General features: G+C 65.5%; 22 protein-coding genes. 13 read left to right on the plus strand and 9 right to left on the minus strand.

Annotation, left to right across the window (positions count from 1 at the left end; genetic code table 11):
- Positions 1-5: 5 nt before the first annotated feature.
- From pepQ to rph, 8 genes are all read right to left on the minus strand, one after another.
- Positions 6-1,334 carry a Xaa-Pro dipeptidase gene (pepQ, locus tag B2527_RS04785; protein WP_293706396.1) on the minus strand — a complete coding sequence of 443 codons (1,329 nt, stop codon included), beginning with the start codon at positions 1,332-1,334 and terminating at the stop codon, positions 6-8.
- An 82-nt stretch (positions 1,335-1,416) separates the two neighbouring features.
- Positions 1,417-1,764, minus strand: a complete 348-nt coding sequence (locus B2527_RS04790; RefSeq protein WP_293706397.1) for a PilZ domain-containing protein — start codon at positions 1,762-1,764, stop codon at positions 1,417-1,419.
- The gene (locus B2527_RS04795) at positions 1,761-4,229 is read right to left on the minus strand and encodes a DUF1631 domain-containing protein (RefSeq protein ID WP_293706398.1); all 2,469 of its coding nucleotides are present in this window, start codon (positions 4,227-4,229) and stop codon (positions 1,761-1,763) included. Before B2527_RS04795 ends, B2527_RS04790 begins: the two co-directional genes overlap by 4 nt.
- Before the next feature lie 71 nt (positions 4,230-4,300).
- On the minus strand, positions 4,301-5,536 hold the full coding sequence (gene hemW / locus B2527_RS04800; protein WP_293706399.1) for a radical SAM family heme chaperone HemW: 1,236 nt from the start codon (positions 5,534-5,536) through the stop codon (positions 4,301-4,303).
- A gap of 41 nt (positions 5,537-5,577) precedes the next feature.
- Positions 5,578-6,078, minus strand: coding sequence for a hypothetical protein (locus tag B2527_RS04805; protein WP_293706400.1), 501 nt, complete (start codon positions 6,076-6,078; stop codon positions 5,578-5,580).
- Between the two features lie 16 nt (positions 6,079-6,094).
- Positions 6,095-6,694 (minus strand): RdgB/HAM1 family non-canonical purine NTP pyrophosphatase, encoded by a 600-nt coding sequence (gene rdgB, locus B2527_RS04810; protein WP_293706401.1) that lies wholly within the window; start codon positions 6,692-6,694, stop codon positions 6,095-6,097.
- Positions 6,691-7,080 (minus strand): VOC family protein, encoded by a 390-nt coding sequence (locus tag B2527_RS04815; protein ID WP_293706402.1) that lies wholly within the window; start codon positions 7,078-7,080, stop codon positions 6,691-6,693. The genes rdgB and B2527_RS04815 overlap by 4 nt, the downstream gene beginning before the upstream one ends.
- The gene (gene rph, locus B2527_RS04820; RefSeq protein ID WP_293706403.1) at positions 7,077-7,805 is read right to left on the minus strand and encodes a ribonuclease PH; all 729 of its coding nucleotides are present in this window, start codon (positions 7,803-7,805) and stop codon (positions 7,077-7,079) included. The genes B2527_RS04815 and rph overlap by 4 nt, the downstream gene beginning before the upstream one ends.
- Before the next feature lie 119 nt (positions 7,806-7,924).
- On the opposite strand from rph, the gene B2527_RS04825 reads away from it, so the two are divergent.
- The 6 genes from B2527_RS04825 (at position 7,925) to B2527_RS04850 (ending at position 14,728) form a co-directional block, all read left to right on the plus strand.
- A complete protein-coding gene (locus B2527_RS04825; RefSeq protein WP_293706404.1) occupies positions 7,925-8,785 on the plus strand; it encodes a YicC/YloC family endoribonuclease in 861 nt (286 codons plus the stop codon).
- A 314-nt stretch (positions 8,786-9,099) separates the two neighbouring features.
- Positions 9,100-9,720 carry a guanylate kinase gene (gene gmk / locus B2527_RS04830; RefSeq protein WP_293706405.1) on the plus strand — a complete coding sequence of 207 codons (621 nt, stop codon included), beginning with the start codon at positions 9,100-9,102 and terminating at the stop codon, positions 9,718-9,720.
- Positions 9,721-9,843: 123 nt separating this feature from the next.
- Positions 9,844-10,143 carry a DNA-directed RNA polymerase subunit omega gene (gene rpoZ / locus B2527_RS04835; protein WP_293706406.1) on the plus strand — a complete coding sequence of 100 codons (300 nt, stop codon included), beginning with the start codon at positions 9,844-9,846 and terminating at the stop codon, positions 10,141-10,143.
- Between the two features lie 107 nt (positions 10,144-10,250).
- Positions 10,251-12,410, plus strand: coding sequence for a RelA/SpoT family protein (locus B2527_RS04840; RefSeq protein WP_293706407.1), 2,160 nt, complete (start codon positions 10,251-10,253; stop codon positions 12,408-12,410).
- A gap of 901 nt (positions 12,411-13,311) precedes the next feature.
- On the plus strand, positions 13,312-13,956 hold the full coding sequence (locus B2527_RS04845; protein ID WP_293706408.1) for an FABP family protein: 645 nt from the start codon (positions 13,312-13,314) through the stop codon (positions 13,954-13,956).
- 388 nt (positions 13,957-14,344) lie between these two features.
- On the plus strand, positions 14,345-14,728 hold the full coding sequence (locus tag B2527_RS04850; protein ID WP_057629049.1) for a RidA family protein: 384 nt from the start codon (positions 14,345-14,347) through the stop codon (positions 14,726-14,728).
- Between the two features lie 58 nt (positions 14,729-14,786).
- Here B2527_RS04850 and B2527_RS04855 read toward each other — a convergent pair whose 3' ends face one another.
- Complete coding sequence (locus B2527_RS04855) at positions 14,787-15,824, minus strand: AraC family transcriptional regulator (RefSeq protein ID WP_293706409.1); 1,038 nt, start codon at positions 15,822-15,824, stop codon at positions 14,787-14,789.
- A gap of 117 nt (positions 15,825-15,941) precedes the next feature.
- Here B2527_RS04855 and B2527_RS04860 point away from each other — a divergent pair, with 117 nt between their 5' ends.
- From B2527_RS04860 to B2527_RS04890, 7 genes are all read left to right on the plus strand, one after another.
- On the plus strand, positions 15,942-17,177 hold the full coding sequence (locus tag B2527_RS04860) for a parallel beta-helix domain-containing protein (protein WP_293706410.1): 1,236 nt from the start codon (positions 15,942-15,944) through the stop codon (positions 17,175-17,177).
- 9 nt (positions 17,178-17,186) lie between these two features.
- Positions 17,187-18,374, plus strand: coding sequence for an SO2930 family diheme c-type cytochrome (locus B2527_RS04865; protein ID WP_293706411.1), 1,188 nt, complete (start codon positions 17,187-17,189; stop codon positions 18,372-18,374).
- A gap of 43 nt (positions 18,375-18,417) precedes the next feature.
- Positions 18,418-20,862 carry a TonB-dependent receptor gene (locus tag B2527_RS04870; protein ID WP_293706412.1) on the plus strand — a complete coding sequence of 815 codons (2,445 nt, stop codon included), beginning with the start codon at positions 18,418-18,420 and terminating at the stop codon, positions 20,860-20,862.
- 242 nt (positions 20,863-21,104) lie between these two features.
- Complete coding sequence (gene recG, locus B2527_RS04875; protein WP_293706413.1) at positions 21,105-23,234, plus strand: ATP-dependent DNA helicase RecG; 2,130 nt, start codon at positions 21,105-21,107, stop codon at positions 23,232-23,234.
- Positions 23,235-23,299: 65 nt separating this feature from the next.
- Positions 23,300-24,235, plus strand: coding sequence for a nucleoside hydrolase (locus tag B2527_RS04880; RefSeq protein ID WP_293706414.1), 936 nt, complete (start codon positions 23,300-23,302; stop codon positions 24,233-24,235).
- Positions 24,236-24,321: 86 nt separating this feature from the next.
- Positions 24,322-24,564 carry a type B 50S ribosomal protein L31 gene (locus tag B2527_RS04885; RefSeq protein WP_054657059.1) on the plus strand — a complete coding sequence of 81 codons (243 nt, stop codon included), beginning with the start codon at positions 24,322-24,324 and terminating at the stop codon, positions 24,562-24,564.
- Between the two features lie 280 nt (positions 24,565-24,844).
- A complete protein-coding gene (locus B2527_RS04890; RefSeq protein WP_293706415.1) occupies positions 24,845-26,119 on the plus strand; it encodes a citrate synthase in 1,275 nt (424 codons plus the stop codon).
- Positions 26,120-26,312: the final 193 nt, after the last annotated feature.

Genomic DNA, 26,312 nt, shown 5'->3' on the forward strand with positions numbered 1-26,312 from the left:
GACCATTACGCCTGCGCGGCAAATTCCGGACGGGTCAGGTTGTCCGCTTCGCCTTCGGTGCACAGCACCTCGTCTTCGATGCGTACGCCGCCATAGGGACGGAAGAAATCCACACGGTCCCAGTTGACGCTGGCGCAATTGCCGGCCTTCTTCACTTCGTCCAGCAGCATGTCGATGAAATACAGGCCCGGCTCGATGGTCACCACCATGCTTGGCTCCAGTACGCGGGTCATGCGCAGGTAGGGGTGACCGGCCGGGCGCTCGATGCGGCCGCCGTCCTCGCTGGCGGCAAAGCCGGCCACGTCGTGCACCTGCGCACCGATCAGATGGCCAATGCCGTGCGGGAAGAAGGCCGCGCTTACACCGGTGGCCAGCGCGGTCTCCGGCGAGACAGTGATCACGCCGAACTCCTTGAGGATGCCCATCAGCGACAGGTGCGCATCGATGTGCAGCTGCTTGTAGTCAAAACCGGGCCGCACCGCCGCGCACATCTTCAGCTGGGCGGCGTCGATCGCGTCGATGAAGGCCTGGAACTCATCGTGGCCCGCCGCGGCATAGGTGCGGGTGATGTCGCTGGCATAGCCATGGGCCGAGGCACCGGCGTCGATCAGGAAGCTGCGCAGCAGCTGCGGGGCCTGCTTGCCCAGGTCGGTGTAATGCAGCACCGCGGCGTGTTCGTTGAGGCCGATGATGTTGCCGTACGGCAGCTCATTGGCGTCCTGGCCGACGGCGCTGCAATACGCCATGTGGATCTCGAACTCGCTGGCACCGGCGCGGAACGCCGCCTCGGCGGCGCGGTGGCCGCGTACGCCCAGGACCTGGGCCTGACGCATCAGCGCGATCTCGTAGGCGGTCTTGTAGCCGCGGTGCCATTCCAGGTAGTTGATCACCGCCGGCGGGTTGTTGGGGGCAAAACCGCCCAGCGCGCTCTGCGGCTCACCGAGGATGGCGCAGCGGCTGGGGTCGGCCGGCAGCAGGGCCAGCGCCTCTTCCGGCTTGCGGATGATCTGGATGTCGAAATGTTCCACCCACCAGCCGCTGGGAGCGCCCGGCACCACGTGCCAGTAATCGAAGGGCTGGTAGAACACCAGGGTCGGGCGCTTGCCCGGGGTGTGGATCAGCCAGCTGTACGGCAGCTTGGTCAGCGGCAGCCAGGTCTTGAACTGCGGGTTGACCGCGTACGGATAGTCGCGGTCGTCGAACACCTGATAGTGCTGGGTGCCGCTGGGAACCACCAGGTGGTCGTAGCCAGCGCGGGCCAGGGCCGTATCGGCACGGCGGATCATTTCGCCCAGATGCTGGGAATACAGGGCGCCGGGATCTTGCTGGTTCATTGCGGTGGCTCGCTGGTCGGTACGGAATACAGGCCATGATTCTGCCGCAAACGGCTTGCCGCTGCTGTGCCGGTTTCGGCACTCAGGGTGCCGGCAGGCTCTCTTCTATCCAGTGCACCAGGTGTTCGCGCTGCTCCTTGGGCAGGGTCAGGAAGCGAAAGCCCACCCAGGACTGCTCCGGCGCCTGCGCTGGTTCGCGCCACAACAGGTGCACACCCGCATCGATCGTGGTCTGGCCGCCGCGCCCGTCGGGAATAGCGAACTGCAACTGGTACAGCGCGTCCTCGTGCAGCCCGCTGGAGGCGATCAGCAGCATGCCGGTTTCGGAAATATTGCTGAGCCGGCCGATCACTGCGCCAGTCATCTGGTCACGGACCGCGATCAGCGACGGCACCGGCAGGCGTGGGGCGCGACGGGTTTCGGTGGTCATGCGCCCTCCGCGGCGTTGGTGTCGGTGCCGGCAATGGCGCGCAAGGTGCGCAGGGTGGCCTGCCAGGCACGGTCAATCAGGCGGCCACGGTCCTCGGTGACGATGCGCAGCTGGCCACCGGCCATCAAGCGCGCAAGTGCATCGAGTGAGTGCTCGGCCACCTTCTGCCCGCGTTGATTGACGAACAACGCGTTGTCGGTGATCAGGCTATACCAGGACAGGCGCTGGCGACGGCTGTCGCCCTGCTGGTTGATGGTGAACTCGAACCAGGTGCCAAAGGGCAGGGTACGCAGCTGGCGGTAGAAGCCTTCTTCGGTGGCATTGCGCTCGGGCTGGGCATTCTTCCTGCGTTCTTCCTCCTCGTCACGGTCACCGGCTTCGCCCAGCCGCGAACGCGCCTTCAGCTTTGCGCTGAGTTCGGTCTTGGAGGTGACGTCGTCGTCGCCGCCGGGCGAGGACAGGCGGCGGGCGATGGCGCCAGCTTCGTCGCGGTGGTAGCCCACCTGCAGCAGTGCGTCCTCGATCTGCTCGCCGAAGGCGATGTCGGGAGCACCGCCCGGCGGCAGGCGGGTGATCTGGCTGATGCGGCGGGTGGCCTGCAGGCGCTGCTGCCACTCGTCGGACAGCTCGCCCTGGCGCAGCAGGGTCAGGGTCAGCACATCGGCCCACGCCTTGCGCAGCAGCGTCTGCACGAACTTTGGCGGTGCCTCGCTGGCACATAGTTCATCGATGCTGCGGTTCGCCAGTTGCTTGGCCGCTTCCAGTTTTTCCTTGCCGCGCGCGGCTTCCACCTGGCGGCGTTCGGCCACTTCGGCGCGGCGGGCGGCACCGCGCAGATGGGTCTGGATGCGTTCGTTGGCCTCGACGAAAACCGATTCGTCGCCTTCGTAGTCGGTAACGACCTTTTCAACCGCTTCGCCCAGTTTGTACAACAGCATGGGGTCGCTGTCGTCGTCACTGAGCCAGACCGCACCGGATTCGGCCACCGCATTGAGCAGTTCACGGGCCGGGTGCTGGTCGCGCTGGAAAAAATTCTGGTCACGGATCGCGGCCCTGGCCAAAGGCACCTGCAATTGGTTGAGCAGGTCGGCGGCGGGGCCCTCGGTACGGACTTCACGCTGGATCTGGGTATAGAGCATGCCCAGCAGGTCCAGGGTGTCGGCATCCTGGCTGGACAGCGCGGCGTTGCTGCCGTGTTCGGCACGCAGCTGGGCCAGCAATGCGTCGTGGATATCCTTGAAGCCACGGCGCGCGCCGGGCGCGGCGGCCTGCGCCTGCAGCTTGCCCAGCACCCCCATCACCGCATCGCTGGGCACCGCCTTGGGGGCAGCCTGGGGCGAGGTCATCGGCGGCAGGGCAGCTGAGGTGCCCGCCTGCGGGCCTACGCCAGGCTGGGGTTGCATGGCTGCGCCAGCAGCGACGCCCGCACCGGCGAAGATGCTTTGTCCGCTGGCATCGACCGTGTTGGCGGCCAGTGAGGCAATGCTGCCGCCAGTGGCAGGTGCCTGGCGGGAAAGTGTCTGCCGCGCGGCATCCAGCAGGGCATGCAGGCTGGCAGCGCTGGCCGCATCGGCCTGCGGCTTCGCTGCCACCGCGGCGGGCGCCGCTGCCGGAGCGGCGCTGGGCAGTTGTGTCCAGGAGGCCGCCGGACCTTGTCCCTGCCAACTGGTCAGCGGTGCCTGCCCGGCGTTGCGGGGGGCGTCGGCGGGGTTGCCGGCGACACTGCCTGGGCCATGCCCGCGGGGTGCCGAGGGGCGGACCAGGTAAGGCCGGTAGACCAGCCCGGGCAGGATGCCTTCGCGGGCCAGCAGGATGTTGAGGCGGTCGCACAGTTCGGTATGCCGCTCCATCGCCTGCCGGTCGAACACCTGGTACAGCAGCAGCTGGGTTTCCAGATTCACCTGCAGCTGTTCGCCGCTGTCGCGCAGGGCGCGGCACAGCGAGTACGGGCCGGTGGGCAGCCGTTCGCTGTCGAAGGCCGGCTGCGCCGCCAGTACCGCAAACCGCTGCCCCAGCAGTTGCATGGCGCTGACGCCGCGGCTGCTCTCGCGGCGGGCCATGTCGTGCAGCACGATGTCGCGGTCGATGTCGGTGTCTTCGACCAGGGTCATGGTCTTGAAGCTGGGTTTGGCGCGCTCCTCGGCGACCGGTGTGGGCAGGCTCTTGAGGTCGGCCAGCTGTGCTGCCAGGGCGTCCAGGTAGCTCTTGGGAAAACGCTCGGCGGTGTCGCGCAGCAGCCGCATCTGGGCATAGACATCGGCCTGCACCTGGCTGTTGCGTGCTTTTTCAGCGCTCTGGAACAAGGCTCTTTCCAGCTCGACCATGGTCAGCTGCAGCGGCGTGTACAGCACTTCCACCGCGGTCAGATAGACGCTTTCAAGCAGCTCGCGCACGCGCGCGGGCGCTGGCGCGCCGGCAATACGCTCCAGCGCCTGCTTGGAAGTGCGTGATGCGGTCCCTGACATCTGAGTGATCCCTGCCCCTTGGGGCGTGATTTCTATCACTTTGGTGACGTGTTCGCCACTTTTACTGGTTGTTATGTCAGGAAAAGCCCTACAACGTCGTTCGTGAAGCGACGGCCGAGTTCGGTCGGAACCCAATGCTGGCCGCTGCTGTCGGCAAGCAGCCAGCCGCGTGCACTGGCCTCCTGCAAGGCCGGCAGCAGTACCGTGCGTGACAACCCCGTGCGCGATTCGAAATCGCGCAGGCTGAAGCCTTCGTGCAGGCGCAGCAGGTTGAGCATGTACTCGAACGGCAGGCGCTCGGCGCTGATCACGTCATCGCCACCGATGCTGGCCGCGCTGCCGGCGGTGTCCATGAAGGTCTGCGGGTGCTTGTGCTTCCAGCGGCGCAGCACGTGCTGCTCGGCGCCGGAGCTGATCTTGCCGTGGGCGCCGGCGCCGATGCCCAGATAGTCGCCGAAGCGCCAGTAGTTCAGGTTGTGCTGGCACTGCCAGCCGTCACGCGCATAGGCGCTGACCTCGTACTGGCCGTAGCCGCGCTCGCCGAGCAGGGCCTGGCAATGCTCCTGGATGTCCCAGGCGCTGTCTTCGTCGGGGATACCCTGTGGCGGCTTGGCGAAGAACACGGTGTTCGGCTCCAGCGTCAGCTGGTAGTGCGAGATATGCGTGGGTTCCAGGGCAAACGCACGCTCCAGGTCGTGCTCGGCCTGGGCCAGGGTCTGCTGCGGCAGCGCGTACATCAGGTCGATGTTGAAGTTGTTGTAGCCGGCGTCCTGGGCCAGCTTGACCGCGCGTTCGGCCTCGTTGCTGTCGTGGATGCGACCCAATCGCTGCAGCGCTTCGTCGTTGAAGGTCTGGATACCGAAGCTGATGCGGTTGACCCCGGCTGCGCGGTAGCGGTCGAAGCGGCCGTGCTCGGCGGTGCCGGGGTTGGTCTCCAGCGTCACTTCCAGGTTCGGGGCGAAGCGCAGGCGTGCGCTGGCCTGCTGCAGGAAGCGATCGATCGCTTCGGGCGGGAACAGGCTGGGTGTGCCACCGCCAAAGAACACGCTGCTGACCACCCGGCCCCAGACCAGCGGCAGGTCCTGGTCCAGGTCGCGGATCAAGGCATCGATATAGGCATCGAACGGCAACTCGCCCTTGCCGGCATGCGAGTTGAAATCGCAGTACGGGCATTTGCGCACGCACCACGGCAGGTGCACGTATAGCGCCAGCGGTGGCGGTACCAGCTGCAGGCCGGCAGCGTGACCGTGATCGATCGCGCAGGATTCGCCGGGAAGGTGGTTGCAGTGGTCGTGGGAGTGCGGCATGGACGGCTGTTGGAAAGAGTGGGAGTACAGGGTTACAGGCGCTATTGCCCGGCCAGCAGGATTGGATCGACCAGCGAACGTGGTTGTGCACGGAGGACGGCTGCGCTGACATCGCGGAACATCGGTGACGGCCCTTGGTAACTGCCGGCCTCGTTGTCCATGAGACGGTGGCGCGCCGGCCGGATGCCATTGCGCATGTGCAGATACAGGCCGGAAACCATGGCTTTGCGCTTGTCGGCGAAGTTGTCGTAGCGGACCTCAAGCACGTCCACCAGGTCCACCTTGCGCCAGCGATGCGCGGTGGCGATGTTGTGGTAACGGAGCTGGCCAGCCCGCTCATCCAGCACCACGCGTTGCCACAGGATGGGAGCAGCGATCAGTGAAATGACCAGTGCGCAGCCCAGCGCCCAAAGCGGAAGTGCGAGCCAGGATTGCTCCCCGTCATACGCCAGCAGGGCGCCCACTATCGTGCCGCTCACAGCGCCCAGAATGGCGACGAGCTGCACAAGCCCCATCCGGGTCCGATAGCGGCGTGGCGTCATTGCCTGATCTCCGTGGTCAATCGAACGCAAGTTGCGACATGCGCTGCAACAACAGCTGCAGCGCTTTGGCGCGGTGGCTGCGGCCGTTCTTCTGCGCCGGTTCCATCTGCGCGGCGGTCAGGCCGAGTTCTTCATCCAGGAACACCGGGTTGTAGCCGAAGCCGTTGCTGCCGCGCAGTTCGTCGATGATGCGCCCTTCCCAGCTGCCTTCGCAGATCAGCGGTTGCGGGTCGTTGGCATGGCGCAGCAGCACGATCACCGCGTAGAAGCGCGCGGTGCGGCGTTCGGCCGGGACATCGCGCAGCGCATCAAGCAGCTTGGCGTTGTTGGCAGCATCGTCGGTGGGGCTGCCGGCGTAGCGCGCGCTATACAGGCCGGGCGCGCCGTCCAGTGCATCGACGATCAGGCCGGAGTCGTCGGCCAGCGCTGGCAGGCCGGTCACCGCGCAGGCATGGCGGGCCTTGATCAGCGCGTTCTCGACGAAGGTCAGGCCGGTCTCGGGCACGTCGTCCACGCCCAGCTCGCGCTGCGGCACAATCTGCAGCGGAAGCTGGGCCAATATGGCCTGCAGTTCCTTCAGTTTGCCGGCGTTGCCGCTGGCCAGTACCAGTTTCATTGCTTGGGCTCCAGCAAGTCCCAGGTGTTGCCGTACAGGTCACGGAACACCGCCACGGTGGCATAGGATTCTTCGCGCGGGGGTTCGAGGAACTCCACGCCGCGCGCGCTCATGGCCGCGTGATCGCGCCAGAAGTCATCGGTGTTGAGGAAAAAACCAACGCGGCCGCCGGTCTGGTTGCCGATGCGGCTGTGTTGCTCCTCGTCGCTGGCACGCGCCAACAGCAGCGCGGCGGCGCTGCCATCAGTGGGGCCGACCACAACCCAGCGCTTGCGGCCCTGGTCCAGGTCCTGCAGCAGCTGGAAGCCGAGCTTGCCGGTGTACCAGGCGATGGCTTCGTCGTAATCGGCGACCACCACGGTGACCAGGGCGATGCGCTGGTTCATGCCTGTGCCAGTGCTGCCTGCTGTGCGTCGAACAGCTCGCGGATGCCCTTTTCGGCCAGCACCAGCAGCGCGTCCAGTTCGTCACGGCGGAAGGCGTGGCCTTCGGCGGTGCCCTGCAGCTCGATGAAGCCGCCGCCATCATTCATCACGACATTCATGTCAGTGTCGCAGTCGCTGTCCTCGGCGTAATCCAGGTCCAGCACCGGCTGGCCCTTGTAGACGCCAACCGAGACCGCGGCCACCGCGCCGAACAACGGGTTGCGCTTGATCTCGCCACGCTTCATCAGCAGGTTCACTGCATCCACCAGGGCCACATAGGCGCCGGTGATGGCGGCGGTGCGGGTGCCGCCGTCGGCCTGCAGCACGTCGCAGTCCAGGGTGATGGTGCGCTCGCCCAGCGCGTTGCGGTCGATGCAGGCGCGCAGGGTGCGGCCGATCAGGCGCTGGATTTCCAGGGTGCGGCCACCCTGCTTGCCGCGCGCGGCTTCACGGTCGGAGCGGGTATGGGTGGAGCGCGGCAGCATGCCGTATTCGGCGGTGACCCAGCCTTCGCCCTTGCCGCGCAGGAAGCCCGGCACGCGGTTTTCAACGCTGGCGGTGCACAGCACGCGGGTGTCACCAAAGCTCACCAGCACCGAACCTTCGGCATGGCGGGTGAACGAGCGCTCGATGGTGACGGTGCGCAACTGGTCGGCCTGGCGGCCGCTGGGACGGGAAAAGGTCATGGGGGGTCCAATAAACGAGAGAGCAACAGAGCAGCGGGTGGGGCGCCCGGGCGGCCGCAGGGCCGGCATCCAAGGGTGCCTAGGTTACCATTCACCCTTTGCAACGCACCGGAATTCCAATGATTCGAAGCATGACCGCCTATGCCGGCGGCGAACGCGTCACCCCCTGGGGCACCCTGGGTTGCGAACTGCGCTCGGTCAACCATCGTTTCCTCGAAGTGGGCGTGCGCCTGCCCGAGGACCTGCGTTCATTGGAGCCGCAGCTGCGCGAGCGCATCGCCGCGCGCCTGAGCCGCGGCAAGCTGGACCTGATGATGCGCCTGCGTGCGCCGGAAACCGCCACCTCGCTGTCGGTCAACGAGGCCCTGGTGGATCAACTGGGTGACCTGGCCCGGCGCCTGCATTCACGCTTCCCGGACATGCGCATCGGCTTCACCGAGCTGCTGCAGTACCCGGGCGTGCTGCAGGCAGAAAGCACCGACGCGGCGGCCCTGCAGGCCGAGGCCTTGGCGCTGCTGGACGAAGTGGTGGATGGCTTTGTGGCCGCGCGTGAGCGTGAAGGCGACAAGCTGGCCACGGCGATCAGCGAGCGGGTGGACGCGGTGGAGCGTATCGCCGCCGAGGTGCGCGAACTGATCCCGGCCATTCGCGAAGGGCAGCGGGTGAAGCTGGCCGCGCGCCTGGCCGACCTGCCGCATCCGGTCGACCCCGGCCGCGCCGAGCAGGAACTGGTGATGTGGCTGCAGAAACTCGACGTGGATGAGGAACTGGACCGGTTGGGCAGCCATATCGCCGAGATCCGCCGGGTGCTGCGCCAGCGCGAGCCGGTCGGCCGCCGCCTGGACTTCCTGCTGCAGGAGTTCAACCGCGAGGCCAATACGCTGGGCTCCAAGTCGGTGGACGCACGCACCTCCAATGCCGCCGTCGAACTGAAAGTGCTGATCGACCAGATCCGCGAGCAGGTGCAGAACATCGAGTAAGGGTAGTGCCGAGCCATGCTGGGCAGAAGCGTTCCCAGCAAAGCTGCCCTCACCCCAACCCCTCTCCGCATACGGGAGAGGGGCCGAAACTGTAGTGCCGAGCCATGCTCGGCAGAGGCTTTCCTGGCAAGGTCCAGCCGGGCATGGCTCGGCTCTACCGGAACAGGGTTGCCGGTAAGGCCCAGCCGAGCATGGCTCGGCACTACAGGTGGAGCCGCTGCCGCGCGGTAATTGGGGGCCATGAACCCCCGATCCTGCACAGACCAGCCCGCGCCGGTACAATGCCGGGCCATTCCGACGCTGGCCCACTCTTCATGCGTGGCACCCTTTACATCGTCGCTGCCCCGTCCGGGGCCGGCAAAAGCAGCATCGTCAACGCCACCCTGGCGCGCGACCCCCACATTTCCCTGTCGATCTCCTTCACCTCGCGGGCCATGCGCCCGGGCGAGGAGAACGGCAAGCACTACCACTTCGTCCCCGCCGCCGAATTCGAGCAGATGATCGCTGCCGGCGATTTCTTCGAGCACGCGCTGGTCCATGGCGACTGGAAGGGTACGGCCCGGCAGTCGGTGGAACCGCAGCTGGCGGCCGGCAAGGACGTGCTGCTGGAAATCGACTGGCAGGGAGCGCGCCAGGTGCGTGAGAAGGTGCCGGGCGCGGTCAGCGTGTTCATCCTGCCGCCGTCGCGGCAGGCGCTGGATGAGCGCATGCGCAAGCGTGGCCAGGACAGCGAGGCGGTCATGGCCCAGCGCTTGGCCGCCGCGCGCGAGGAAATGCTGCATTACGACGAGTTCGACTACGTCATCGTCAACGAGGACTTTGACACCGCGGTGGGCGAGATGTGTTCCATCTTTGCCGCCAGCCGCCTGCGGCGGGAGCCGCAGCAGCAGCGTCACGCCCAGTTGATTGCCTCGTTGTTGACCCCTGAAAACTGAGCAAGTGATTGATCCCAAAGGGGCTGTTCAGGCGTCGACTTGATTTCGGCCCGGGTCTGCCCCTACAATCGCCCCCCTTTCCCTCATTCGTTCGAGCGGCCGTGCAGGTCGCCGGGAGCCCGCATGGCCCGCATTACCGTAGAAGATTGCCTGGAAGTCGTTAACAACCGCTTTGAGCTGGTCATGATGGCGTCCAAGCGCGCCCGTCAGCTGGCCAATGGCGTCCAGGCGACGATCGACAACAGCGAGAGCGAAGACAAGCCGACCGTGCTGGCGCTGCGCGAGATCGCTGCCCGCAAGATCGACAACACGCTGATCGAGGAAGTCGAGAAGGCCGAGCGCGAGCGTGCCGAGCGTGAAGCACTGGAGTGGGCCGCCGCCGAAGTGGTCGCCGACGAAGACATGTCCAAGAACGACGATTGATCGCCTCTGTGGCATTGATTGACGTTGTCTGCAGACAGCCCGCCGCAAGCGGGCTGTTTTGCATTGTGGGGTTTGCCGAAGCACGCGCGCTGGCATAGTCTTTCGCCATGAACCCAGGCCCTTCCGCCCAGGTAGCCACGCCCGCGGGCGGGGCGGTACCTGACTATGTACTGCAATTCGAACGCGCAGCCAGCTATCTCCCCGCCGAGCAGCTGCCGCTGCTGCGTCGCGCCTGGGAAGTGGGCGCGGCCGCACACGCCGGCCAGACCCGCAAGTCCGGCGAGCCCTACATCACGCATCCGGTGGCGGTGGCACGCATCCTGGCCGAGCTTGGCCTGGACGTGGAAACCCTGATCGCGGCCATCCTGCACGACACCATAGAGGACACCCCGCTCACCGGCGAGGAGCTGGCCGCCGAGTTCGGCCAGGCCGTGGCCGATCTGGTCGATGGCGTCACCAAGCTGGACAAGCTCAAGTTCCGCGACCGCCAGGAAGCGGCGGCGGAGAGCTTCCGCAAGATGCTGCTGGCGATGTCGCGCGACCTGCGCGTGATCATGATCAAGCTGGCCGACCGCCTGCATAACATGCGTACCCTGGGCGCGCAGAGTGCCGAGGCACGCCGCCGCATCGCGATGGAGACGCTGGACATCTATGCGCCCATCGCCCAGCGCCTGGGCATGAACCTGATCAAGTCCGAGCTGCAGAACCTGGGCTTCCGCGCGCTGTACCCGTGGCGCCACGCCATCATCGAAAAACACATCCGCAGCCAGCCGGTGGTGCGGCGTGAGTCGATGGCGCAGGTGGAAGTGCAGCTGTCGCAGCGGCTGGCGCGCGAAGGCCTGGAGCACCGCCTGATCAGCCGCATCAAGACCCCCTGGAGCATCTACACCAAGATGCGCGAGGAGAACAAAAGTTTCGACCAGGTGATGGACGTGTTCGGCTTCCGCCTGGTGATGCGCAACGTGCCCAACTGTTATCACGCGCTGGGCGGCGTGCATGCCGCGTTCAAGCCGCTGGACGGGCGCTTCCGCGATTTCATCGCCATCCCCAAGGCCAATGGTTACCAGTCGCTGCACACGGTGCTGTTTGGCCCGTATGGCTCGCCGATCGAGGTGCAGATCCGTACCGAGGAAATGGACCTGATCGCCGAGCGCGGTGTGGCCGCGCACTGGACCTACAAATTCGGTGGCGATGGCCCCAACAGCGCGCAGAGCCGCGCGCATGCCTGGATCGTCGAGCTGATCGATTCGCAGCGCACGGCCGGTTCGTCGCTGGAGTTCCTCGACAACGTCAAGGTCGACCTGTTCCCGGACGAGGTCTACCTGTTCACGCCCAAAGGCAAGATCCTGGCCCTGCCACGCAATTCCACCGCGCTGGACTTCGCCTATGCGGTGCACACCGACGTCGGCAACCGCGCGGTGGCCTCGCGGGTGGACAAGAAACTGGTACCGCTGCGCACGCGCCTGGCCAGCGGGCAGACGGTGGAGATCATCACCGCGCGCTCGGCCTCGCCCAAACCGCAGTGGCTGGAGTTCGTGGTCAGCAGCAAGGCACGCACCGCCATCCGCCACCAGCTCAAGCAACTGGAGCACGAAGATGCCGTGCAGCTGGGCCATCGCATGCTGGACCGTGCGCTGGAAGCAATGGACAGCTCGATCGAGCGCCTGCCCAAGGGCCGCCTGGACGCCTTCCTCAACGAGCACCGTTACCCGCGCCTGGAGGCCTTCCTTGCCGACGTGGCGCTGGGTAACTGGATGCCAACGCAGGCTGCGCAGGCCTTGATGTCCTACGCCGAGCTGCGTGCGGGCGGCACGGCGCACCGTGCGCAGGAGAAGATCCTGATCAATGGCAGCGAGCGCGGCGTGGTCAGCTTCGCCAACTGTTGCCAGCCCATCCCTGGCGACGAGATCATGGGCTACCACACTGCCGGCAAGGGCATCGTGGTGCACCGCATGGATTGCCCGAACCTGGCCGAGCTGCGCAAGACGCCGGACCGCTGGGTACCCATTGGCTGGGACACCAGCGTGGTTGGCGATTACGACACCGCCTTGGTGGTGGAAGTGGAGAACGGTACCGGCGTGCTGGCGCAGCTGGCCGCCGCCATCGCCCAGAGTCACTCCAACATCGAGCGGGTGGATTACCTGGATCGCGATTTCAACGCCGCGGTGCTGTGTTTCAACATCCAGGTCCGCGACCGCAACCACCTGGCGGAAGTCATGCGCCGCTTGCGGCGCCTGCAGGTAGTGCAGGCGGTACGCCGCCAATAAGGCAATTCCAGTAGTGCCGAGCCATGCTCGGCAGAGGCCTTCCAGCGCGATCTCACGCAATCCCAATGCCGAGCATGGCTCGGCACGACGGAATCGTTCCTGCAGCTATCCACACAGGCTGTGCCCTGCTGCTGACACAAGTTGTGGATAAGGGCGTGCAGCCCTTGTGCCGCAAGCCTTTGCAGAGTGTGGCGATTTTTTGTCCAGCCGCAACAGCGATCCCCTGTAGTGCCGAGCCATGCTCGGCAAGGGGCTTTCCCAAGCGACCCCAATGCCGAGCATGGCTCGGCACTACGGAATCGTTCCTGGAGCCATCCACACAGGCTGTGCCCTGCTGCTGACACAAGCTGTGGATAAGGACGTGCAGGCCTTGTGCCGCCAGCCTTTGCAGAATGTGGCGATTTTTTGTCCAGCCGCAACAGCGATCCCCTGTAGTGCCGAGCCATGCTCGGCAAGGGGCTTTCCCAAGCGACCCAATGCCGAGCATGGCTCGGCACTACGGAATCGTTCCTGGAGCTATCCACACAGGCTGTGCCCTGCGGCTGACACAAGTTGTGGATAAGGGCTTGCAGCCCTTGTGCCGCAAGCCTTTGCAGAGTGTGGCGATTTTTTGTCCAGCCGCAACAGCGATCCATGTAGTGCCGAGCCATGCTCGGCAAGGGGCCTTCCCGAGCGACCCCAATGCCGAGCATGGCTCGGCACGACGGAATCGTTCCTGCAGCTATCCACACAGGCTGTGCCCTGCGGCTGACACAAGTTGTGGATAAGGACGTGCAGGCCTTGTGCCGCAAGCCTTTGCAGAACGTGGTGATATTTTGTCCAGATGCTGTGGATGGGGCGCAGGAACCTGCCGCAGGTTCTGCGTACCATAGGTGGGTTCACCCCCACTGGCAGTGCTTTCATGACCACGTTTCCGCAGGACATCTACACCGAACCCACCCCGGATACCGACACCCTGGCCAACCTCGGGCCGCTGGCGGCGCTGGCCGGTGTGTGGATCGGTGGACGTGGCATGGACGTCAACCCCAAGGCCGATGGCCCGGAACACCAGGCCTACATCGAACATGTGGAAATGCAGCCGATCGACGCGCAGCCCAATGGGCCGCAACTGTTCTATGGCCTGCGCTACCACACCCGCATTGTCAAGCCGGGCGAGGTGGAGACCTTCCACGACCAGGTTGGCTACTGGCTGTGGGAGCCGGCTACCGGCACCATCATCCAGACGCTCTCGATCCCGCGCGGGCAGACCGCGATGGCGGTCGGCAAGGCGGCGCCCGATGCCAAGCGCTTCCAGCTGCGCGCCGAGCGCGGTTCGATGACCAATGGCATCAGCTCCAACCCGTTCCTCGAGCATGCTTTCCGCACCGAGAGCTACGACATCGACGTGACCATCAATGACGATGGCAGCTGGTCCTACCAGCAGCAGACCATGCTGGTGATCCCGGACCGCAGCGAGCCGTTCGCGCACACCGACCGCAACACGCTGCGCAAGGTGGGCGAGCCCACGCTCAACCCGACCGCGCGCGAGGCCGCCCTCGCCGGTTGATGCCTGGCCGGTAGTGCAGCAGTGCTCGGCAACAGGCTCCGCCGGGACTGCCACCCTGCCGAGCATGGCTACGCACTGCTGCGGTTATCCCCAACGGCTGTGCCCTGTGGGTTCCACAAGTTGTGGATAAGCCCGCGCAGCCCTTGTGCTGCAATGGTCTGCGAAAGCTGGTGATATTTTGTCCAGCACCTGTGGATGCTTGCGTCGGCTATCCACACAGGCTGTGTCCGGTTGCTGCCACAAGTTGTGGATAAGCCTGCGCAGCCCTTGTTGCACAAGGTTTCCCGTACGCTGTTGAAATTTTGTCCAAGGGCTGTGCTGCCCGGTCAGCTGCCTGCCAAGGTGGCGACGTTACAATGGCGCACCTTTTTCCAGACTGGAGCTGTCCATGTCCCGCCAGATCATCAACACCGCCAACGCCCCGGCCGCCATTGGCCCGTATTCGCAGGCCGTGCGCGCCGGCAACACCGTGTACTTCTCCGGCCAGATCCCGCTGGACCCGGCCACCGGTGAGATCGTCGCCGGCGACGTCACCGCACAGGCCCGCCGCGCTTTCGACAACCTCAAGGCCGTGGCCGAGGAAGCCGGTGGCTCGCTGGACAAGATGGTGCGCCTGGGCCTGTACCTGACCGACCTGGGCGAGTTCGCCAAGGTCAACGCGGTCATGCAGGAATACTTCCAGGCCCCGTTCCCGGCCCGTTCCACCATCGAAGTGTCGGGCCTGCCGAAGGGCGCCGCGTTCGAAGTCGACGCGATCATGATCATCGACTGATCGCGCCACGCCGCGTTGCGTGCAGACAGATGCCTGGCCTATGCCGGGCATCTGCGTTTCAGCCCGGCGGGCGGCGGATATCGCTGGGGGTATGCCCGGTCCAGCGCTTGAATGCACGGCGGAACTCGCGGGCGTCGTTGAAGCCCAGCTGGTTGCCGATGGCGGCAATGCTCAGCTCCGGCTCCTGCAGCAGTTCCAGTGCCAGTTCGGTGCGCAGGCGGTCGTGGATTTCGCTGAAGCTGGTTTCTTCCTCGGCCAGCTGGCGGCGCAGGCTGCGCTCGCTCAGGTGCAGGGCCTGGGCGAGCTCACTCATCTGCGGGTTATCGCGCAGCTGCGCGCGCAGCAGGCGCTCCACCACGGCGGTGGTTTCACCGCGCGAGGCGAGGGTGGCCAGCTGCGCGCGGCACAGCGACAGGGCCTGCTGCGAGGTCACCGGGTTGTAGCTGGCAAACGGCAGTTGCATCCAGTGGCGCTCCACCAGCATGGCGTTGCGGGCCTGGCCGAAGCGCAGCTCGCAGCGGAACAGCGCCTGGTAGGCGGCAATGCTGGGCGGGGCCGGGTAGGCCAGCTCCAGCCGCACCGGGTTGAAGCCGTCACCGGCCAGCTCGCGGCCCAGCATCAGGATGCTGGAGAACATCTCCTCGCACAGGAACGGCAGCAGGTCCTGGGCCTGTTCCGGGGCGGTGGCAACCACCGCCAGGGTATCGGCATCGCTATCGTCCAGCACCAGGTCCATCAGCGGGCCAAGGTTGCGTTGGTAGTCCAGGCCAATGCGCACGGCCTGACCGAAGGTGCGGGCGGTTTTCATCGCCAGTCCGAGCAGGCCGAAATTGCCGCCGTTCTGCGCCCCGCCCATGGCCAGCCCGGCGGCGTCGATCGGCAGCATCGGCAGCGCCCGGCGGATCACCTCATAGGCCTGGCGATAGGAGATGCGCGTGCGCGGATCGTTGAGCTGGTCCTGGCTCAGGTGCAGGCCGGCCAGCCAGCTGTCGCTGTCCACGCCCAGCTCCGCGCCGAGCAGCAACAGGCCGCTGAGCATGTTGGTTGGTACATTGGCGATGGCCAGGCGGTCGCCGCCAGCACTCCTGCGATGCATTCAAGCCCCTCCAGCTTGTCCGCTTTGCCCCCCCAAGTATGCCGCTCTTGCCCTTCGCGTGAACACTACCTGAAGGCCAGACTGCGCCCAACATCTGCCGGCGTATGGGAGTTGGTCATGCAGCGCAGCCTTACCTGGGCGGTTTCCGCCACCTTGCTCGTGCTGGCCAGTGGCTGCCAGCAGCAGGCCGAACCGGGCCCGACGGTGGCCGCCGCCGACGGGGCATTTGCGGCCACGCTGCAGGAGCGGTTGCTCGATGCCAAGCCCGGTGATGTGATCCAGATCCCGGCCGGTCGCCACCAGTTCGAGCGCAGTCTGAGCCTGCGCGCCGACGGGGTGACCATCCGCGGGGCCGGCATGGACCGCACCGTGCTCAGCTTCAAGGGGCAGAAGGCCGGCGCCGAGGGGCTGCTGGTCAACGGCGACGACTTCACCATCGAGAACCTCACCATCGAGGACTCCAAGGGCGATGGGCTGAAGATCAGCGAGTCGGAGAACATCACCATCCGTGGCATCAAGGTGCATTGGACCGGCGGCCCCAGCACCAAGAACGGTGCCTATGGCATCTATCCGGTGCTGACAAAGAACGTGCTGATCGAGAACGCCATTTCCATCGGTGCCTCCGATGCCGGCATCTATGTGGGCCAGTCCGATGGGGTGATCGTGCGAAACAGCCGCGCCGAACAGAACGTGGCCGGCATCGAGGTGGAGAACACCCGCAACGCCGATGTCTACGGCAACGTGGCCACCGGCAATACCGGCGGCATCCTGGTGTTCAACATGCCGGGGCTGTCGCAGCAAGGCGCCAATATCCGCGTGTTCAACAACAAGGTCATCGCCAACAACCACGCCAACTTCGGCGCCAAGGGCACGCCGGTGGCCAGCGTGCCGGCCGGCTCGGGCATCGTCATCAACTCCAACGATGACATCGAGGTGTTCGACAACGAGGTGCGCGACAACGCCACCACCAACATCATCGTTTCCAGCGTGTACTCCACCGGTTACAAGGACAGCAGCGCCTCACCCAACTTCGACCCGTACCCGGAGCGCATCTACATCCACAACAACACCTTGTCCGGCGGCGGTGATTCGCCCGATGGACTGGACCTGAAAGCGCTGAAGGTGGCCTTGTACGGCCTGACCGGCAACTTCCCGGATGTGCTGTGGGATGGTTATTACAACAAGGAGCGCATGGTGGACGGGGTCAAGCTGGGGCCGCAGATCTGCCTGCGCGATGTCAGCGGTGTGGTCAATGCCGACGGGCCGGGCGGCTACAAGAACCCGAGCAAGGATGCCAAGCCGTTCGACTGCGAATTGCCGCGCTTGCCGGCCATCGACCTGAACCGTGCTTGAGGGCAGGGCATGGGCACGCTGATGGTGCGGGGCATGGTAGTGGCGGCGGCGCTGCTGGCGCTGGCCGGCTGCGGCAAGCCGCCTGCGGTGCATTTCTTCGAGCAGGGCCAGCCGGCCACGCTGGACGAATGGCAGCTGCTGCGGGTGCGCGATGGCCACCTGTCGTTGAACGACGGGGTAGTGCCCTATGACTTGAACACGCCGTTGTTCAGTGATTACGCGCACAAGCTGCGCACGGTGTGGATGCCCAAGGGACAGGCGGCCGGCTACCAGCCCGAGCACGCGTTCGACTTCCCGGTGGGCACCATCCTCAGCAAGACCTTCTACTACCCCTTGCCCGCCACCGGCGACGCAGGCGGCAACGCGGTGGCACGCACGTCGCCATCGCAATCGCTGCTGCACGACGAGCGCCTGGACCTGTCCAAGGTGCGGCTGATCGAGACCCGTTTGCTGATCCACCGCAAGGACGGCTGGGTGGCGCTGCCGTATGTATGGAACCACGCGCAGACCGCGGCCACGCTGCAGCGCACCGGTGCCAGCGTCGAGCTGGAGCTGCTGGCCGCCGATGGCAGCCGTGAAGCGCTGCATTACCAGGTGCCGGACCAGAACCAGTGTGCCGGCTGCCATGTCACCGACAATCGCTCACGCCGGCTGCAACCGATCGGGCCGAAGGCGCGCCATCTCAACCGTGACTTCGACTATGCCGCTGGCCGTGACAACCAGCTGGCGCACCTGGCCGCCATCGGTTACCTGAAACACCTGCCGGCACCGGAACAGGTGCCGCGCATGGCCGATGCCAGCGACCCTGGCGCCGCGCTGGAGGCGCGTGCGCGCGCCTACCTGGACGTGAATTGCGGGCATTGCCACAGCCGTACCGGCCCGGCCATCACCTCGGGCCTGTGGCTGGATGCGCCCACCCAGGATCATCTGAAACTGGGCATGTGCAAGCAGCCGATCGCCGCCGGCAAGGGCACCGGTGATCGCCGCTACGACATCCAGCCCGGCGATGCCGAGGCCTCGATCATTGCCTTCCGCATGGACAGCGACGATCCGGCGGTGATGATGCCCGAGGTCGGGCGGGCGGTCGTGCACAGGGAAGGCGTGGCGCTGATCCGGCAATGGATCGACGCGCTGGAGACAAGCTGCGATACCGGCGGTGAAGGCCAGCCGGGCAATACAGGACCGCCGGCCGTCTGACGCCGGCTTTACACCTCACTGCGTGGGAGAGAGCGCGATGCGAGTGAAGCAACGGAATCTGGTAGTCGGGTTGCAGCGGGCCATGGCCGGGCTGGTGGTGCTGGGCACGGCGGGGACGGCATTGGCACAGTCGGCGACGGAGGATGCTGCCACCACGCTGGACCGCATCACCGTCACCGCGCAGAGCCGCCAGCAGGAAATACAGGATGTGCCGATCGCCCTGCAGGTGGTTGACCAGAACCTGCTCAGCGATGTGGCAGCGGAAAACCTCGGCGACATCGATGCCTTCGTGCCGGGATTGGTGATCAATGCGGTGCAGCCCACCCAGCCCTCGTTCAAGCTGCGGGGGGTTGAGACCGACGACTTCGGTATCGGCACCGATCCGGCGGTGGGCATCTTCGTCGATGGCGTCTACGGTGGTCGCGGCGGCGGTGTGCTGCTGCCGTTTGTCGATGTGGAGCGCATCGAGGTGCTGAAGGGGCCGCAGGGTACCTTGTTCGGCCGCAATACCGCCGCCGGCGCGATCTCGCTGGTGACACGTCGCCCGCAGGCCGGGACCGAGGCACGCGCCACCGTGCGGGTGGGCAACTACGGCAAGAAGTACGCCGATGCGATGTGGAACATCCCCACCGGTGACAACTCCGCGCTGCGCTTCAATGCACTGATCAATACCAGTGACGGCTGGTTCCAGGACGGTGCCACCGGCAAGGACCTGGGCGGCGAGAACGTCTGGGCCACGCGTGCGGCCTGGCAAAGCCGGTTCGGTGACAACACCACCGCCTACCTCAGCTGGGACCATGAAAGCCTGGACCAGAATGGCCGCGTCACCACCGGCATCGTGCCGCTGCCGGCCTATCCGGCCCGACCCAGCGTGCCGGTAGACCCGGACGACTACCTGGACCCGCGCAGGATCAAGACCTATAGCGATGCCGACAACGCCGAGTGGCGCACCTTCGACGGCGTCAGCCTGATCATCGACCACGCCCTGTCCTGGGGCAATTTCACCTCCACCAGTTCGTGGCGCAAGTACGACTCCACCAACCACACCGAGGAAGACGGCACCAACCGCTACGACCTGTACGTGGACTCCAAGAACACGGAGAGCAATGAAACGCTCTACCAGGAGTTCAAGTTCTCCGGCAGCAACGCGCGTTTCGACTGGGTGGCCGGGGCCAGCTACTTCGACGAGGACGCGCGCCAGACCAGTGAGGTCAACACCAATACCGAGGCGGTGGACAACATCATCCGCAACATGGGCGTGGCCTATCAGCTGGGCATCCCCGACGGCAGCCTGTTCAACTTCACCTCGATGCTGGCGCAGATGAATGGCATTCCGATTTCACTGGTTGGCGAGAAGTGGAACGAGCGCTTCAGCAATACCCTGGGTACGCGTTCCTACGCGGCTTTCGGTGATGTCATCTGGAAGGCCACCGACCGCCTCAACCTCACCTTCGGCCTGCGTTACACCCGCGACGAGAAGGATTTCACCTGGCTCAACACCCCGCGCAACGCGCCGGGGCTGGAGGCCAAGCTGGATACGCTGGAGATGATCGGCTTCTTCCAGGCACTTGCGGACATGGGCATCCCGATCACCCGCGAGCTGCTCACCTTCGACATGGCCTTCATCGACCCGCCGGCGATGGTCAACAAGGGCAAGCAGGTGCGCGACAAGAAGCGCTGGAGCGACTGGAGTCCGCGCTTCGTCATCGACTACCACCTCAATGACGACACCATGGTGTTCGGCTCGCTGGCCAAGGGCTACAAGGCAGGCGGCTTCAATGCCTTGCAGATTGGCCCGGCGTTCGAGAACGAGGACGTGTGGAACCTGGAGATCGGCCTGAAGCAAAGCTTTGATAGCTTCTCCTACAACCTGTCCGCCTTCCACTACCGCTATGACAACCGCCAGGCCATCCGCCTGATCGATCCGGACCCGAACAACCCGGTCGATATCCCCGTCTACGTGTTCGACACCAGCGATCTGGAAGCCACTGGCCTGGATTTCGACATGCGCTGGAAGGTCACCGAAGGTTTTACCCTGGATGCGGCGGCCGAATGGATCGACTCCAAGTACAAGAACTACGTGACGCCGGAAGGCGTTGACCTGGACGGCGCACCGACCGGTGAGCCGCGCTTCACCGCGTCGGCGGGCGCTGTCTACGTGGCCGAGCTGGGCGGCAATGGGCAGCTGCGCTTCTCCTTGCGCCATGCCTATCGTGGCGCCACCCGCTGCAATGCGGGTTCCGATCTGCAGGGCGACTGCGGTATCAGCAAGGTGCTCAACATCGGTGAATCGCAGCAGCGTACCGATGTGCGCGTCGGCTGGACCTCGCCGTTGAAGCATTGGACCTGGGCGGTGTACGCCAACAACGTGTTCGACAAGCAGTACGTGCGTGGCCTGAACACCTATGGCCGCGACCCGCTGGGCGTGGTCGGTGCCACCATCACCGAGCCGCGCACCTATGGTTTGGAGATGAGCGTGAAGTTCTGACAGCGTCGTTGCTGCTCAAAGTCCCCCGGGGCACAGGAAACCTGGGGGCGTTCGGTAGAGCCGAGCCATGCTCGGCTGAGGCTCTACCGGGAAGGCCGCTGCCGGGCATGGCTCGGCACTACGGGTTTCCTGAAGGCGCCGATCGACAACATCGGGATAAATCAGCATTGCCGAAGTAGGAAACCCCGGCGTCAAACCACGCCGGGGTTTCTGTTTGCCGCGCATGACGGCATCCTTACGCCATGTCTGCACGCCGTGACCTTGCCGCCCTTGATCTGTCCACCGAACCGCTGAGCCGTCTGGCCGGGGTTGGGCCACGGGTGGCGGCCAAGCTGGAAGCGCGTGGCCTGACCACTTTGCAGGACCTGTGGCTGCACCTGCCATTGCGCTACGAGGACCGCACCACGCTGCTGCCGATCCGCGCGTTGAAGGCCGGCATGGCCGCACAGGTCGAAGGCAGGGTAGAGGCCGTGGAGCGCGGCTTCCGCTACCGCCCGGTATTGCGGGTGGCGATCAGCGATGACTCCGGCGCCACGCTGTTGCTGCGCTTCTTTCATTTCCGCGCTGCGCAGGTAGCGCAGTTCGCGGTGGGGCGCCGTCTGCGCGCCTATGGCACGCCGCGTCCCGGCCAGAACGGGCTGGAGATCGTCCACCCCAGCTATCACGTGCTGGGCGAGGGCGAGGACGCGGCACTGGGACAGGCGCTGGATCCGGTGTATCCCGCCGTTGAAGGCATCGGCCCGGCCAGCCTGCGCAAGTTGATCAGCCAGGCCCTGGACCGGCTGCCGGACGCGGCCACGCTGGAACTGCTGCCTGACAGCTTCCTGGCCGGGCTGCGCCTGCCGTCCCTGCGTGATGCGCTGCTGACCATGCACCGCCCGCCGCGTGACGCCGATATTGCCGCACTGGCGGCCGGTATCCATCCGGCGCAGCGGCGCCTGGCGATGGAAGAACTGCTGGCCCACCACCTCAGCCTGCGCCGCCAGCGCATCGCCCTGCAGCAGCATCGGGCACCGTCGCTGCGCGGCCGCGATGGGCTGGTCAAGGCGCTGCGCGAATCCCTGCCGTTCCAGCTGACTGGCGCGCAGGCGCGGGTCTTCGATGAAATCCGCAAGGACCTTGCGCGTGCGCATCCCATGCTGCGTCTGGTGCAGGGCGACGTGGGCTCCGGCAAGACCGTGGTCGCTGCCCTGGCGGCAATGCTGGCAGTGGAGCGCGGCAAGCAGGTGGCGCTGGCCGCGCCTACCGAACTGCTGGCTGAGCAGCACCTGGCCAATCTGCGCGCCTGGCTGGAGCCACTGGATATCCGTGTTGCCTGGTTGGCTGGCAAGGTCACCGGCAAGGCGCGCAGCAAGGTGCTGGAAGAAGTTGCCTCCGGCCATGCGCAGGTGGTGGTGGGTACGCATGCGCTGATGCAGGACAACGTGGTGTTCAACGACCTGGCACTGGCCATCGTCGATGAGCAGCACCGCTTCGGCGTGCACCAGCGTCTGGCCCTGCGTGACAAGGGCGCCAGCGCCGGGGTGGTGCCACACCAGCTGGTGATGACCGCCACGCCGATTCCACGCACGCTGGCGATGGCGGCGTACTCGGACCTGGACGTCTCGGCCATCGATGAGCTGCCGCCGGGCCGTACCCCGGTGCAGACCATCGCCATCAGTGCCGAGCGCCGCCCGGAACTGGTCGAGCGCATCCGCATCGCCTGCCAACAGGGCCGGCAGGTGTACTGGGTGTGCACGCTGATCGAGGAAAGCGAGGAAGCCGCAGGCCCGGGCAATGCCCGCATGGATGCGCAGGCCGCGCAGTCCACCTTCGAAGCCTTGTCGGCACAGTTGCCGGAACTGCGTATCGGGCTGGTACACGGGCGCATGAAGGCGGCAGAGAAGCAGGCCGCGATGCGTGCTTTCAAGCAGGCGGAAACCGATCTGCTGGTTGCCACCACGGTGATTGAAGTCGGCGTCGATGTGCCCAATGCCTCGTTGATGATCATCGAGAACGCCGAGCGTCTTGGCCTGGCGCAGTTGCATCAGTTGCGCGGGCGGGTAGGGCGCGGCGCCACCGCATCGAGTTGCGTGCTGATGTACCAGGCACCGCTGTCGGCGATGGCACGCGAGCGCCTGGAGACCATGCGCCATACCGCCGACGGTTTCCTGATCGCGGAAAAGGACCTGGAACTGCGCGGCCCGGGCGAATTGCTGGGCACGCGGCAGACCGGCCTGGCGGCATTCCGGGTGGCGGACCTGGCCCGCGATGCCGGCCTGCTGCCAACCGTGCACGAACTGGCCGAACGCCTGCTCAACGACGCACCGACGCTGGCTGATCGCATCGTCAACCGCTGGATTGGTGGCGCGGTGCGCTACGCAGCGGCCTGATTGTGTGCTTCCACTGTCATGGAGGCCGTGACAGACTCCATGGCCAACCAGAAGTGAAGCAGAAGATGAGCAAGAAGATTCCGTTGCTGATTGATACTGATCCGGGCGTGGATGACGCGCTGGCACTGCTGATGGCCTTTGCCGACGAGCGCCACGAGGTGGTCGCATTGACGGTGGCAGCGGGCAACGTCGGCCTGGAGTACACCGTGCGCAATGCGCTGAAGCTGTGCGAAGTGGCCGGCCGCGAGGACGTGCCGGTGTTTGCCGGTACCCCGGACCCGCTGGTGTACCCGGCCGAGGATGCGGCGCATGTACATGGCCGCGATGGCTTTGGCGACGTGGACCTGCCGCTGGCCGCGCGCAAGGTGGAGGCCGAGCATGCAGCGTTGGCGATCCTGCGCCTGTCGCACCAGTACGCTGGCGAGCTGGTGCTGGTGGCCTTGGGCCCGCTGACCAATATCGCGCTGGCGTTGAAGCTGGACCCGAGCCTGCCGCAGCGGGTGAAGCGTTTCCTGGTCATGGGCGGTGCCATCACCGGCCACGGCAACATCACCCCGTGCGCCGAGTTCAACATCGCCTTCGATCCGGAGGCGGCGCACATCGTGTTTTCGCAGTTCCCGCACACCGATGTGGCCGACTGGGAAGCCACTCTGGCCCATGGCCTGCTGCACCGTGACGTGGAGCAGTGGTTGGCGGCCGATACCGGCAAGGCGCGTTTCTACGAACTGATCTCGCGCCAGACCCGGCTGTGGTCGGAGGACAGTCGCGGCGAGCGCTGGTATGCCGCCGATGCGCTGGCCATGGCCTGGGCCTTGCAACCCGAGGGCGCAACCCGGGTGGAGCAGCGTCCGCTGGTCATCGAGCTGACCGGCAAGCACAGCCGCGGTGCCACCATTGTCGACTGGAACCGGCAGACCGGCGCGGCGGACAATACCGCCCTGCTGATCGGCTACGACCAGGCCCGGTTCGAGGCCCAGGTGCAACGCGCGCTGGGTCTGTAGCAGTGCGAGATCGCCCCGGCTTGATTGCCGGGGCAAGCCGTGCTTATAATGGCCGTCTTGACCACCAGCCCACACGGTGCGAGCCCATGAAGGCCGATATCCATCCCGATTACCACAACGTCGTTTTCCACGACGTGACCTCCGACTTCAAGTTCCTGACCCGTTCGACCATGTCCTCCAAGGAGACGGTCAAGTGGGAAGACGGCGAAGAATACCCGCTCGTCAAGGTTGAAATTTCCTCGGCTTCGCACCCGTTCTACACGGGCAAGCACAAGGTCATCGACACCAGCGGCCGCATCGACAAGTTCCAGAAGCGCTACGCGCGCTGATCGGACTGGTTGTTGCTGCCCCGACAACGGCCGCGCCCTGCGCGGCCGTTGTTTTGTTACGTCCGTCGTACGGCTGAACCATTGCGGAATCTGGCGGCTTTGCCAGCGCGACGCTGTGTCGCAGGCAAACCCGGCCCTATAAGACTTTTGTCTTCGCAATCTGCAAATGCTGCTGTGCGATAATCGTCGGAACCGCAGTGGAAAACTGCGGACTTCCTTCACGCGCCTGCCCGCACCCCATTCGTCAGGACAGGCGCCTTCCACTTGAGGAGCGCACACTGTGTCCGATCTTGATCAGGTCACGCTCAACGCCGGCGACAAGTCGGTCGTTCTGCCTGTCGTCAAACCCGTACTGGGCAATAACTGTGTCGATATCTCGAAGCTGACCAAGGAAACCGGTCTCTTCACCTACGACTCGGGCTACACCGCCACCGCCAGCTGCAAGTCGGCCATCACCTACATCGATGGTGACAAGGGTGTGCTGCTGTACCGCGGCTATCCGATCGAGCAGCTGGCCGAGAAGTCCAGCTTCGTCGAAGTGGCCTACCTGCTGATCAATGGCGAGCGTCCGGATGCCGGCCAGCTCAAGGCCTTCGAAGCCGAACTGAGCGCCGAAGCCGGTGTCGATGATTCGATCAACACGCTGATCGGCAGCTTCGCCAAGGACGCCCACCCGATGGCGATCCTGGCTGCCTCGATCGCGCAGCTGTCGGCCAAGTACCACGCCTCGCTGGACCTGGACGACGCCGAGCAGCGCCGCCAGGCTGCCGTGCGTCTGATCGCCAAGGTACCGACCCTGTCGGCGCTGATCTACCGCCATGGCAAGGGCCTGCCGGCCAACAAGCCGGACACCTCGCTGGATTACGTCAGCCGCTTCCTGAAGCAGACCTTCGAGTCGGCCGATGGCAAGTACGATCTGAACAAGGACGTGGTCAAGGCGCTGGACCTGCTGTTCATCCTGCACGCCGACCATGAGCAGAACGCCTCGACCTCGACCGTGCGTCTGGTCGGTTCCACCGGCGCCAACCCGTACGCATCGGTCGCCGCTGGCGTCACCGCGCTGTGGGGCCCGGCACACGGCGGCGCCAACGAAGCCGTGCTGAAGATGCTGGAAGAGATTGGTTCGGCCGACAACGTCGAATCGGCCGTGGTCAAGGCCAAGGACAAGACCTCGGGCTTCCGCCTGATGGGCTTCGGCCACCGCGTGTACAAGAACTTCGACCCGCGCGCCAAGGTGATCGGTGAGATGACCAAGCAGGTGCTGGGTCAGCTGGGCGTGCAGGATCCGCTGCTGGACGTGGCCATCAAGCTGGAACAGGCCGCGCTGCAGGACGAATACTTCGTTGCCCGCAAGCTGTACCCGAACGTCGACTTCTACAGCGGCATCATCTACAAGGCGCTGAACATCCCGACCGAGATGTTCACGGTCATGTTTGCCCTGGGCCGTACCGCTGGCTGGGTGTCGCATTGGCTGGAACAGCAGGTCGACCCGGAAATGAAGATCGGCCGTCCGCGCCAGGTCTACACCGGCCACGACGTGCGCGACTACAAGTAATGGCGGTGGCGCAGTGATGCGCCCTCCCGTTACGCACAAGGCCCCGCTTCGGCGGGGCTTTTTGTTTGCGCGCTATCCACACAGGCTGTGCGGGGCAGGTGACACAAGTTGTGGATAAGCGGCGGCAGCCCTTGTGCGGCCTGCCTGCACAGCGCGTGGTGATATTTTGTCCAGACCGGTAGTGCCGAGCCAT

It is taken from the genome of Stenotrophomonas sp. UBA7606, assembly GCF_002477705.1.
Lineage (GTDB): Bacteria > Pseudomonadota > Gammaproteobacteria > Xanthomonadales > Xanthomonadaceae > Stenotrophomonas.